General features: G+C 64.0%; 10 protein-coding genes. 5 read left to right on the top strand and 5 right to left on the bottom strand.

Annotated features, from left to right (window positions below):
- Positions 1-90: 90 nt before the first annotated feature.
- From ABDK11_RS02365 to ABDK11_RS02385, 5 genes are all read right to left on the bottom strand, one after another.
- Positions 91-903, bottom strand: a complete 813-nt coding sequence (locus tag ABDK11_RS02365) for a symmetrical bis(5'-nucleosyl)-tetraphosphatase (protein ID WP_346838720.1) — start codon at positions 901-903, stop codon at positions 91-93.
- A gap of 191 nt (positions 904-1094) precedes the next feature.
- Complete coding sequence (gene rsmA / locus ABDK11_RS02370; RefSeq protein WP_346838721.1) at positions 1095-1910, bottom strand: 16S rRNA (adenine(1518)-N(6)/adenine(1519)-N(6))-dimethyltransferase RsmA; 816 nt, start codon at positions 1908-1910, stop codon at positions 1095-1097.
- 48 nt (positions 1911-1958) lie between these two features.
- Positions 1959-2945 carry a 4-hydroxythreonine-4-phosphate dehydrogenase PdxA gene (pdxA, locus tag ABDK11_RS02375; RefSeq protein ID WP_346838722.1) on the bottom strand — a complete coding sequence of 329 codons (987 nt, stop codon included), beginning with the start codon at positions 2943-2945 and terminating at the stop codon, positions 1959-1961.
- 25 nt (positions 2946-2970) lie between these two features.
- Complete coding sequence (locus tag ABDK11_RS02380) at positions 2971-4311, bottom strand: peptidylprolyl isomerase (RefSeq protein WP_346838723.1); 1341 nt, start codon at positions 4309-4311, stop codon at positions 2971-2973.
- Between the two features lie 8 nt (positions 4312-4319).
- Positions 4320-6890: an LPS-assembly protein LptD gene (locus ABDK11_RS02385; RefSeq protein WP_346838724.1), complete on the bottom strand. Its 2571-nt coding sequence runs from the start codon at positions 6888-6890 to the stop codon at positions 4320-4322.
- A 237-nt stretch (positions 6891-7127) separates the two neighbouring features.
- Here ABDK11_RS02385 and ABDK11_RS02390 point away from each other — a divergent pair, with 237 nt between their 5' ends.
- The 5 genes from ABDK11_RS02390 (at position 7128) to ABDK11_RS02410 (ending at position 12031) form a co-directional block, all read left to right on the top strand.
- Entirely contained in the window at positions 7128-8198 is a 1071-nt protein-coding gene (locus tag ABDK11_RS02390) for a phosphotransferase (protein ID WP_346838725.1), read from the top strand.
- Between the two features lie 15 nt (positions 8199-8213).
- Positions 8214-8927 (top strand): N-acetylmuramate alpha-1-phosphate uridylyltransferase MurU, encoded by a 714-nt coding sequence (gene murU / locus ABDK11_RS02395; protein ID WP_346838726.1) that lies wholly within the window; start codon positions 8214-8216, stop codon positions 8925-8927.
- A 24-nt stretch (positions 8928-8951) separates the two neighbouring features.
- Positions 8952-9629: a ribulose-phosphate 3-epimerase gene (gene rpe, locus ABDK11_RS02400; protein WP_346838727.1), complete on the top strand. Its 678-nt coding sequence runs from the start codon at positions 8952-8954 to the stop codon at positions 9627-9629.
- Between the two features lie 312 nt (positions 9630-9941).
- Entirely contained in the window at positions 9942-11456 is a 1515-nt protein-coding gene (trpE, locus tag ABDK11_RS02405) for an anthranilate synthase component I (RefSeq protein ID WP_346838728.1), read from the top strand.
- Positions 11453-12031 (top strand): aminodeoxychorismate/anthranilate synthase component II, encoded by a 579-nt coding sequence (locus ABDK11_RS02410; RefSeq protein WP_346838729.1) that lies wholly within the window; start codon positions 11453-11455, stop codon positions 12029-12031. Before trpE ends, ABDK11_RS02410 begins: the two co-directional genes overlap by 4 nt.
- Positions 12032-12044: the final 13 nt, after the last annotated feature.

Below are 12044 nucleotides of genomic sequence, written 5' to 3' on the forward strand. Positions count from 1 at the left end.
ACCCCTCGGGGAAGTCTCCCCGACTGGGTAAGTCATTAATGCAACAGTAGAGTCGGTCGTTCACAACCGGTTGTCGGGGGTGTTTATCGACTACAGGCCGCAATCCGCACAGAAAAACTCCTCGTCGCTGAGGCGCATCGCGGTCAGGTAACCGCCCCACACGCAACCGGTATCCAGCGCGTAGACATTCTCGGTATCGGCGCGGCCTTCGAGTGCGGCCCAGTGGCCGAAGATAATCTTGTCTTTTTGGGTCTTGCGTTCGGGGAAGCTGAACCAGGGTTTGTAATCGCCGTGGGTGGCGTCGGGGCCGCGCTTGGTGACCAGGTCGAGGGTGCCGTCGGCCTTGCAGAAACGCATACGCGTGAAGTAGTTGGTAATCGAGCGCAGCCGCTCGATCCCGATCAAGTGATCGCTCCAGCAGTGGGGCTCGTTGCCGTACATGCCGTAGAAATACGCCTTGGCCATGGCGTCGTCGGCCAGGGCTTCGTGCACTTCGTGGGACAGCTTCAGGGCCTTGGTCACGCTCCAGATCGGCGGTATACCGGCGTGGACCATGGTGAAGCCTTTCTTGTGTACCACCAGCGGCAGCCCCTGCAGCCATCCCAGCAGACGATCCGCATCCTTGGCGTGCAGGACTGCAGCCAGGTCGTGCTCTTTGTCGCTCAACGGCTTGGCGCCGTGGGCCAGCGCCAGCAGGTGCAGGTCGTGGTTGCCGAGCACGGCGGTAACCTGATGGCGGTGTTCATACAGGAAGCGCAGTGTGGCCAAGCTGTCGTGGCCGCGATGCACCATATCGCCCGCCAGCCACAGCTTGTCGCGGTCGGGGCGGAAGCGGACTTTTTTCAGCAGGCGCTGCAGCGGTTCGAAACAGCCCTGAATATCGCCGATGGCATAGGTCGCCAAAACTCGAGTTCCCCGGGTTGGTTGCTTATTGGCGGTCTAGCAGGCTGCCGAAAAAGTATTTTTCAGCAGCCTGGAAACCCGGCCATGGAGGGCCGGGCCGCAAATCGAGCATGTAAGTGCTTGATTTGCCGTCGAGGGTCTGCGGACATGCGCCGCAAACCTGGGCCGAAAAATGCCAGGGAAGGCATCTTTCAGCAGCCTGCTAGTGTTGCGCAGTAGTTTGCCAGTTGTACGAACTCCTGCACACTGAGGGTTTCCGGGCGGCGCCCGGCGTCTACCGGCAACTGGCTCACATCGAGTTCCGGGTACAGCGGCTTGAGCGCGTTGCGCAGTGTCTTGCGGCGTTGCTGGAAGGCGACGTTGACGATGCGCTCCAGCAGCTGTTCGTCTTCGGCCGGGTATGGCGGCGTGGCGTGCGGTACCAGGCGCACGATGGCGGACTCCACTTTCGGCGCCGGACGAAAAGATTGCGGCGGCACCGGAAACAGGCCCTGCACGCGGCAGTGGTACTGCACCATGACACTGAGGCGTCCGAAAGACTTGTTGCCCGGCGTCGCACTCAGGCGGTCCACCACTTCCTTCTGCAGCATAAAGTGCATGTCCTCAACCTTGCCGCGGAAACCGAGCAGGTGGAACAGCAGCGGGGTGGAGATGTTGTACGGCAGGTTGCCGACAATGCGCAGTTTGTCATCGCCGGCGAATTCGCCGAAATCAAACTTGAGCGCGTCCTGCTCGATGATGGTGAAATCCGGATAGTCGCGGAACTTGAATTTGAGCAGCGGTATCAGGTCGCGGTCCAGCTCCACCGCGGTCAGCGACGGGCAGCGCTGGATCAGCAACTGGGTGATGGCACCCTGGCCGGGGCCGATTTCCACAAGGCGGTCGCTCTCTTTGGGGGAGATGGCGCGTACGATCTTTTCAATAATGTTCTCGTCGACGAGGAAGTTCTGGCCGAAGCGCTTGCGCGCCTTGTGCTGGAAAAAGGAGTTCTGGGGGGAGTTGTCCATCAATCAAAATCGCCCGTGCGTGGGCGCCAAATAAAGGTGTTGGGTAGATTACAGCGCGCGCAGCTGCGCGAGTTCGGTCGCCTGCGCCACGGCCGCCCGCAGGCTGCCGCAATCGGCGATATCGCTGCCGGCGATGTTCAGGGCCGTGCCGTGATCCACCGAGGTGCGGATAAACGGTAACCCCAGGGTGATATTGACGGCGCGGCCAAAGCCTTTGAATTTTAACACCGGCAGGCCCTGATCGTGGTACATGGCCAGCACCGCGTCGCAGCGCGCCAGCTGCGGCGGGGTGAACAGGGTGTCGGCGGGCAGCGGGCCGAGCAGGTCGAGGCCGAGGGCGCGCAGCTTGTCCAGTGACGGCTGGATCACCTCGATCTCCTCGCGCCCCAGGTGGCCGCCTTCTCCCGCATGGGGATTGAGTCCGCACACGCCGATGCGCGGCTTGTCGATGCGGAAGCGGTCGCGCAGGCTGCGGTGCAGAATGGTGACAATCTGTTCCAGGCGCTCGGGGGTGATGGCGGCGCTGACGTCTTTCAGCGGCAGGTGGGTGGTGACCAGCGCCACGCGCAGGTCGTCCGCAGCGAGCATCATCACCACGCGCTCGACGCCGGCGAGGTCGGCGAAGTATTCCGTGTGGCCACTGAACGGGATGCCGGCGTCGTTAATCACACCCTTGTGCACCGGCCCGGTGACGAGCGCATCGAAGCGCCGCTGCAGGCAGCCCTCTGCGGCGGTGCGCAGGGTTTCCAGTACATAGGCGGCATTGGCGGTGTCGAGTCGGCCGGGGTGCGCGGCTTGCGCCGCGGCCACCGGCTGCACGTACAGACTGCCGGCGGGGGTGGGGGCGGCGGGGGCCTCGGCGTCGAACGGCAGCAGTTGCAGCGGGCTGCCCAGTTGCGCGGCGGCTCGCTCGAGCAGCTGCGGATCGGCGATAGCGACGATCTGTGCGCTATTGCCGGAACCGGCCAGTTTCACCGCCAGTTCCGGTCCTATGCCGGCGGGCTCGCCGGGCGTCAGCGCGATTCTGGGGATCATGCCGGTGCCTGTGTCGACGATGGGCTTATTCCTTGTTTGCGTCTTTTTTGTCGGCGTCGTCTTTCAGCTCGGGCAGCTTGATCTCGACGAAAGCCTGGTCGCGGATTTCGCGACGCCAGTTCTGCAGTTCTTCCTCGTAGCGGCGTTTGCGCAGCAGGTTGGCGGCCTGGTTGCGGATGTACTGCTTGGTCATATCCTGTTTACGGCGACCCTCCACCTGCAGTATGTGCCAGCCGAACTGGCTGTGGAACGGCATGCTGATCTCGCCCACCTTGGTGTTTTTCATCTCCTGGGTGAACTCCGGCACGAATTGCCCCGGTGAGGACCAGCCGAGTTCGCCGCCCTTGAGCATGGTGCCGATGTCCTCGGAGTTTTCCCGCGCAACTTTGGCGAAATCGGCGCCGTCGAGGATTTTCTGGCGCAGCTTGATCAGCTTGTTGTAGGCCTGGTCATCGTTGACGATGGCGGAGGTCTTGATCAGGATGTGGCGTACCTTGGTCTGCTCCACCACCTGCTCGGCGGCGCCGCGTTCGTCGTGAATCTTGAGGATGTGGAAGCCGGCGTCGCTGCGGAAGGGGTCGGTGACGTCGCCGACCTTATGATCCTTGAGGGCATCGGCGAACAGTGTCGGCAGCTCGACCGTTTTGCGCCAGCCGAGGTCGCCGCCCTGCAGCGCGTTCTGGCCGCCGGAGTTGGCGATGGCGAGGCGGCGGAAGTCGGCGCCGCCGCGGGCCTGCTTGACGATCCGTTCGGCCTTGGCGCGCGCCTTGGCGACCTCTTCGGCGGGGGCGCTGGAGCTGACCGGGATCAGGATGTGGCCCAGCTGAAACTGCGGGGATTTCCAGAACTCGCCTTCCTTGGAATGCAGGAAGTCATCGATATCCTGGTCGGTGATCTTCAGGCGGCTGTTGACGCTGCCCTGTTCGACGCGACGCAGCAGCATTTCGCGGCGGATCTGCTCGCGAAATGCCTTCTCGCTGATGCCGTCGGCGGCCAGGCGCTGCTTGAATTGCGCGGGGCTGGCGCCGGCGTTCTGCTGGACACGGGCGATGGCCTGGTCCAGCTCTGCGTCGGAGATGGTGACTTTGGCGCGTGCGGCGATCTGCAGCTGCAGGCGCTCGATGATCAGCTGTTCCAGCACCTGGCGGCGCAGCACGTCGAGCGGCGGCGCCTGCACGTTCTGTGCCTTGATCTGCGCCTGAATGGTATTCAGGCGCTCCTGCAGTTCGCTGGCCATGACCACGTCGTCGTCGACAACGGCGACTACACGGTCGAGGTTCTGTACCTGGGCACTGGCGATATTGGCTGCCAGTGCGAAGATGGCCGCCAGTGCCAGCAGGGCCCGTTTGCAGTTGAGCTTACTCATTATTGTCATCACTGTGTCAGTACTTCTCTCTGGTCAAAGTTGGGGATGCCCTGGCTGAGCATGCGGGTCACGGTGGTGCCGAGGCCGGCCAGACCCTTCAGCTGGATTTCCAGGTAGATGCCCTCGTCGTACGGCAGGTCCTCTGGAGGGACCACGTCCGCCAGGTTGTTATCCAGCGAGCGGCGCCAAGCCAGCCGCGCGCGGTAACAGCAGCTGTCATATTCGACGCCGGCCAGGTATTCCAGTTCCCGACCGAAGGTCAGATCGTAGTTGGCGCGCGCCATCAGCGCGGCACCGCCACCGATCGGCAGCACCATCGAGGCGTCTACCTGCTTGATAGTGTCTTCCTGCTGGATGGTGTCTTCCTCGTTGGGCTGGCGCAGGTAGTGGTAGCCGAGGTTGAACAGGCGCAGTTCGTCGTCGAGATAGCGCAGCGTGAAGTTACCGCGGTTGACCTCGCCTTCGTCGTCATCGTAGATCAATTCGCTGCCGATGCGCAGGGACTGTAGCGGGCGGCTCTCGAGGCGGGCGGCCAGCTCCGAGCGGGGCGCGCCCTCGACAATGCCGGTGAGGGTATTGCGCGTATTGTCCAGGTAGAAGATCTGGCCGACACTCGCGGCGAGCAGGTCGCGGCCACTCGGTGGGTCGATAAAGCGGGTGGTCAGCCCCAGTGCCACGCGGTCGGCGTCGTCGATACGGTCGTTGCCGGTAAAGCGGCTGTCGCGGAACAGCTGGTCGTAGCTGAAGGTGAATAACCTGGTATCGAACAGCAGGTCGTTGCCGCCATCGAGGGGGTTGGTGCTGATATCGTAAAAGCCGCTCTGGTCGGTATCGGAACTCACCAGGGCAAACAGGCGCGGCTCCAGTGTCTGCACAAATTTGTAGCCCCAGGCGCTGCTGTCGCGCTCGAAGAAGAGGCCGCTGTCGAGGGTAAACTGCCCGGCGGACGCCGACGGCGCGTCGCTGCGCCCTTCTTTTAGGAACTGGTCATCGACCTGATAGCCCAGGTAGCGCGCCGCCAGGCCGGGGCGGAAGTAGCCCCACAGCCACTGCTTGTCCCAGTCGAGCACATAGTCGACACGCATCCGCTCGGCGTTGACGAAGTCCCTGCTGCGCTCGGTGACACTGTTCGGGTCGCCGACATCGCGAATAAAGCGGATCGTCTGCGAATCATCGTGGGCGAAGTCGGTGATCTCGTTGGCGAGTGTCAGGTTCCAGTCGCCCCAGCGGTAGCCGCCGTCCACATTCAGGCGCGGTAGCTGGCTGTACGGGGCATATTTGTCCTTTTCCAGCAGCTGGTATTCCTGGGTGCGCAGGGTCGCGCGCCAGTGATCGCTGTGGATGCCGCCCTCGACCTTCTGGTCGACCTTGCGTTCGGCGGACACGCTCAGGTTGGCGGTGTCCAGGTCGCGGAAGTAGTCCGGGTCGCTGACCTTGGTGTAGTCGATTTTACTGTACCAGAAGCCGCCATTGCCGCCTTTCTGCTTCAGGTTCAGCAGCCAGCGATCGTCGCCCTTGGCCGGCAGCACCAGGTCTTCGGGGAATCCCTCTCGAATCAGCTCCTGGGCCTGCGCGTCGTCACCGCCCTCGTCGTTTGGCAGCCCGGCCATGCGCACCTCGGTGCTGAACAGCTGGCTCAGGTGGCGCACCTCCAGCTCCGCGCCGGTGCCGCGGTACTGGATGTAGCGCGGCACGATGGTGGCGTCCAGCTGCGGGGCGATATTCCAGTAGTAGGGAACGGCGATATCCCAGCCGTTTTTATCGTTGCTGCTGATGCTCGGGAACAGTAGCCCGGACAGTCGTGCGTCGCCCACCGGGAAGCGCAGGTAGGGGAAGTAAAACAGTGGGATATCGGCAATCTCCAGGCGGACATTGCGCGCCACCCCCTGGCGTTCCACGTTGTCGATGGTGATCTGGCCGCCGGTGATACGCCAGACTTCCTCGCCCGGTTCGCAGCGGGTGTAGCTGCCCTCGGTCAGGGTCAGTTCGCCGCTGGCCTCGCGGGCGGCAAAGTCGGCGCTGCCGTGGATGAAAGCCTGGTGGAGGACGTAGGTGGCGTCATCGATCGCGGCGGCCTGGCTGTCGGTGTGTACTTCCGCGGACTTGCCGCGGATCAGCATGCCCGGCTCGCGCATTTCGATCGCGCCGCGCAGGTAGGCGGTGTTTTGCGCACGATTGACGTCGACCTGGTCGGCGAACAGCTGGCGAGAGCCCTGGGTGATGTGCACGTCGCCACGCAGCTGTGCGGTGCCGTCGTCGAGCCAGTTGGAATGATCGGCGGTGGCGCGCAATGGCGCCAGATCCGGTTTCAGGTCGGCGTCCGGGTAATCGCGCGGCGGTTCCACGAAGGCGCCCCCGCAGGACGCGCGCATGGCGGCGCGCTGGATCGGGCTCAGCTGCGATTTCGGCAGCCAGTCCAGATACAGGTAGGGGTTGTAATCGGGCGCGGCGGCGGTTTCGCTATCCGCCGCCTGCACCCACAGCGGCTGCGCGGCGATCAGGCCGATTGCGAGCGAGCGCGGGTGCGAAATCTGTGCAATGGCGCGCGCCAGGCGGCGCCACCGGGAAGCTTCCAGCATCAGGTGATATGTTCCGGCTATCTTGGTGTTTCTTCCGTAGAGGGGGCACGGGCGCGGCCGTGCAAAAATCAGCGGACGATTCTACTTGAATGTAGAACTAGTTAACACTAACCAGGCCTTGCGGCGGACACATTCTGTCGACTTTGTCCGTCGCCGGGAGGAAATTTGGCCGCTCAGCTGGACGGCACCGGCGGCGCCGTTACAATGCGGCCGAAAGCATTGGAGTAGTAGCGGCGCATGAGCGAGCGTTCGACAGGCGAGACAGACAAGCGGCGGCAGGCACTGGCCCGGTGGGCCGGCCACGCGCTGCAGAGCGGTGGCGACATGGCGCTGCACACGCTGGCGGGTGATGCCGGTTTCCGCCGCTACTTCCGTGCGGCCTGCCAACCGGGTGGCAACTGGTCGAGCCTGATCGCGGTGGACTCGCCGCCGAGCCGCACCAATCCGGCCCGCTTTGTGGCCGTAGCCGACTATTTGCGCCGCCATGGTATCCACACGCCGCTGGTGGTAGCCGCGGACGTCGAGCAGGGCTTTATGCTGCTCGAGGATCTGGGCGACTGCCAGCTGCTCAGCCAGTTGAATGAAAACAGTGTCGATGGCCTTTACGGCGAGGTGCTGAGCGAACTGCTGTGCCTGCAGCAGATACCGCCGGCGGGCGATCTCTTCCCGCCCTACAACCGCGAGCTGCTGCTTACCGAGATGCGCATTCTGCCGGAGTGGCTGGCGCAGAAGCTGCTCGACTACTCGCTGGGCGACAGCGAAATCCGCATGCTCGAGGACACCTTTGCACTGCTGCTGGATTCGGCTGCGGAACAGCCGCAGGTGCTGGTGCACCGCGACTACCACAGTCGCAACCTCATGTTGCGAGACGGCGAGCGCCCGGGCGTGGTGGATTTTCAGGACGCGGTCTGGGGTCCGGTGACCTACGACCTGGCGTCGCTGCTGCGCGACTGTTATGTGCGCTGGCCGCGGGAGCGGGTCGAGCGCTGGGCACTGTCCTACGCGGCGATGGCGGAGACCGCGGGTATCCTGCCGGCGGTGGTGCCGGAGACCTTCCTGCGCTGGTTCGACTGGATGGGGCTGCAGCGCCATATCAAGGTGTTGGGGCTGTTTCCGCGCCTATACCTGCGCGACGGCAAGAGCGGCTATCTGCCGGACCTGCCACTGGTGCTCCGCTATGCGCTGGAGGTGGCCGGGCGCTACGATGAATTGAGACCCTTCGCCGACTGGCTGCGGGGAGCGCTGCTGCCACTGGCAGAGCGCCAGGACTGGTACCGCGATTACCGCCACGCCGGCGAGCGCCAATAACCGACAAAGGCTTCGATGAACGATTCCGACAAACCGCAGACCACCGATGTATCCGCTGTCCCTACCGCCATGGTGCTGGCGGCCGGATTCGGCAAGCGCATGCGCCCGCTCACCGATCACACACCCAAGCCGCTGCTGCCGCTGGCCGGCAAGCCGCTGATCGAGTATGCCGTCGAGCGCCTGGCGCGTATCGGCGTGCGCCGGGTGGTGATCAATCTCGGTCACCTCGGCGACAAGATCCGCGATTATCTCGGCGACGGCGAGCGCTGGGGGCTGGATATCCGCTATTCCGTCGAAGACGCCCCGCTGGAGACCGCCGGCGGCATACTGCAGGCGCTGCCACTGCTCGGTGAGCGCCCCTTCCTGGTGGTCAACGGCGATGTCTGGTGCGATTTCGACCTGGCCCAGTGGCTGGCGCGGCCGCTGCCGGCCGGTTGCCCGGGGCGCCTGCTGATGGTGCCGAATCCGCCCCACAACCCCGAGGGCGACTTCGGCATCGACGGCGGCCTGCTCTCGGGCACCAGCAAGCCGCGCTATACCTTTGCCGGTATCAGCTGGCTGGCCCCGGAGATACTGCGCGATTACCCGAAGGCGCGCCCGTGCTTCGGCCTCGGCGAAGTCTTTACCTACAACGAAGATCGGCTGCAGGCGGAACTCTACCAAGGCGACTGGTGCGACGTGGGGACCCCCGAACGCCTCGAGCGCCTCGAGCACCGCTTGACCGAGTAAACGAACGAATCACAGGAAACCGCCATGCCCGCGAATACCACCCCGGAATACGTCATTGCCCCGTCGATCCTGTCCGCCGACTTCGCCCGCCTGGGCGAGGAAGTGGATGCGGTGCTGGCTGCCGGCGCCGACTGGATCCACTTCGATGTGATGGACAATCACTATGTGCCCAACCTGACCATCGGCCCGATGGTATGCCAGGCGCTGCGCAAGCACGGGGTTGAGGCACCCATCGACGTGCACCTGATGGTGGAGCCGGTGGACGACATGATCCGCATGTTCGCCGATGCCGGCGCCACCTCGATCACCTTCCATCCGGAGGCGTCGCGCCACGTGGATCGCTCGCTGCAGCTGATCCAGAGCCTCGGCTGCAAGGCGGGCCTGGTATTCAATCCGGCTACCGGCCTGGACGCGGCCAAGTACGTGATGGACAAGCTGGATATGCTCCTGCTGATGTCGGTCAACCCGGGGTTCGGTGGGCAGAAGTTCATCCCCGCCACGCTGGACAAGCTGCGTGAGGCGCGGGCACTGATCGATGCCTCGGGGCGCGATGTGCGCCTGGAGATCGACGGCGGCGTCACCCGCGACAATATCGGCGAGATTGCCGCCGCCGGTGCCGACACTTTTGTCGCCGGCTCGGCAATCTTCAATGCCGGCGACTACCGCGGCGCCATCGACGCCATGCGTGGACAGCTCAAATAGCGGGTCTGCCGTCGCACAGGCAGGCGAAATGATTTCGTTATAAGCATGTTGCAAAACTTTATAAGGTGGCGGGCGCCCACCGCGATATCTGCGGCGGGTCTTGCCCGCTCCTACAGGGATTTGTAAACTAGCCCGCCAACGCGAGGGAATGTCCGTGAACCACTCTGCCCACCACATCTGCAGCTGGCGATGGCGCCGCTGATCCGCTGAAGGCCAAACACCGGTCCCGCTACCGCCTGGCCGCCTTTCCCGTGGGCGCCCTCTGTACCAATCGCCCGCCGACCGAATCTCTGCAAATTGTCTGGAGTCAGCATGACCCCAAGTGAATACGCCCAACTTGCGTCCGCGGGTTACAACCGCATACCGTTGGTGCGCCGTGTGCTGGCGGATATCGAAACGCCGCTATCCACCTACCTGAAACTGGCCAACGGCCGCTATAGCTACCTGTTCGAATCCGTACAGGGCGGCGAGAAGTGGGGGCGCTACTCGATCATCGGCCTGCCGGCGCGCACGCTGCTACGCGTGCGTGGGCACAAAATCACCGTCGAGCGCGATGGCGAGGTGGTCGAGCAGTGCGAATCGGCCGACCCGCTCGCGTTCGTGGAGGCGTTCCAGGGCCGCTATCGGGTGCCGGAGCTGCCCGGCCTGCCGCGCTTCAACGGCGGCCTGGTGGGCTACTTCGGCTACGACTGCGTGCGCTATATCGAGCCGCGCCTGGCCGACAGCACGCCGCCGGACACGCTCGGCAACCCGGATATCCTGTTGATGGTCAGCGACGAGCTGGTGGTTTTCGACAACCTGGCCGGCGCAGTGATCTTTATCGTGCATGCCAATCCAGAGCAGGACGGCGACTACGAGCGCGCCGGTGCGCGCCTCGATGAGTTGGTGGGCAGGCTGGCGCAGCCGTTGCCGGATACGGTACCGCTGGATCTGGACGGCAACGCGATCGACGAATCCGCGTTCCACTCCCATTTCGGCGAAGAGGCATTCAAGCGCGCCGTCGGCAAGGTCAAGGAATACGTGCTGGCCGGCGATGTCATGCAGGTGGTGCCGTCGCAGCGGCTGTCCGCCGATTTCGATGCGCCGCCGCTGAACCTGTACCGCGCGCTACGCAGCCTCAACCCGTCCCCGTACATGTATTTCCTCGATCTCGACGATCACCAGGTGGTGGGGTCCAGCCCGGAGATTCTGGTGCATCTGGAAGACGGCGAGATGACCGTGCGCCCGCTGGCCGGCACCCGCCGCCGCGGGGCTACCGAGGAGGAGGATGCAGCGCTGGAGCAAGAGCTGCTCGCCGATCCCAAAGAGATCGCCGAGCACCTGATGCTGATCGATCTGGGCCGCAACGACGTCGGCCGCGTGGCCGAGACCGGCAGTGTCAAAGTCACCGAGCAGATGGTGGTGGAGCGCTATTCTCACGTGATGCACATCACGTCCAATGTGGCCGGCCAGCTCAAGAGCGGTCTCAGCGCTATCGACGCGCTGCGCGCCGCGCTGCCGGCCGGCACCCTGTCCGGCGCGCCCAAGATCCGCGCGATGGAGATCATCGACGAGCTGGAGCCGGAAAAGCGCGGGATCTACGGCGGCGCGGTGGGCTACCTGGCCTGGAACGGCAATATGGATACCGCCATCGCCATCCGCACCGCAGTGATCAAGGACGGCAAACTGTACATCCAGGCCGGCGCCGGTCTGGTGGCCGATTCGGACCCCCAATCCGAGTGGGACGAAACCATGAACAAGGCCCGCGCGCTGTTCCGCGCCGCCGCCATGGCATTGGCAGGCAAAAAGCCGACACCCGAAAGCAGCCGTGAGGATATTGCGCAATGATTCTGATGATCGACAACTACGACTCCTTTACCTGGAACGTGGTGCAGTACCTGGCGGAGTTGGGCGCGGATGTGGTGGTCAAGCGCAACGACGAGATTACCGTCGAGGATATCGACGCGCTGGCCCCGGAGAAAATTGTTATTTCGCCCGGTCCCTGTACGCCGAACGAAGCGGGCATCTCGCTGGAGACCATCCGCCGCTTTGCCGGGCAGGTGCCGATCCTCGGCATCTGCCTGGGTCACCAGAGTATCGGCCAGGTGTTCGGCGGCCGCGTGGTGCGTGCGGGCAAGGTCATGCACGGCAAGACATCGCAGATAGTGCACAACAACCTGGGGGTGTTCCACGGCCTGTCGAACCCGTTCGAAGCGACCCGCTATCACTCGCTGGTGGTGGAAAAGGGCAGCCTGCCGGACTGTCTGGAAGTCACCGCCTGGACCGAAACCGAATCCGGTGAAATCGAGGAAATCATGGGCCTGCGCCACCGCGAGCTGGCGGTGGAGGGTGTGCAGTTTCACCCGGAGTCCATCCTGACGCAGCACGGTCACGATATGTTGCGGAATTTTCTCGAGCAGTAGGTGAATTGAACCA

The organism is Microbulbifer sp. SAOS-129_SWC, assembly GCF_039696035.1.
Taxonomy (GTDB): Bacteria; Pseudomonadota; Gammaproteobacteria; order Pseudomonadales; family Cellvibrionaceae; genus Microbulbifer.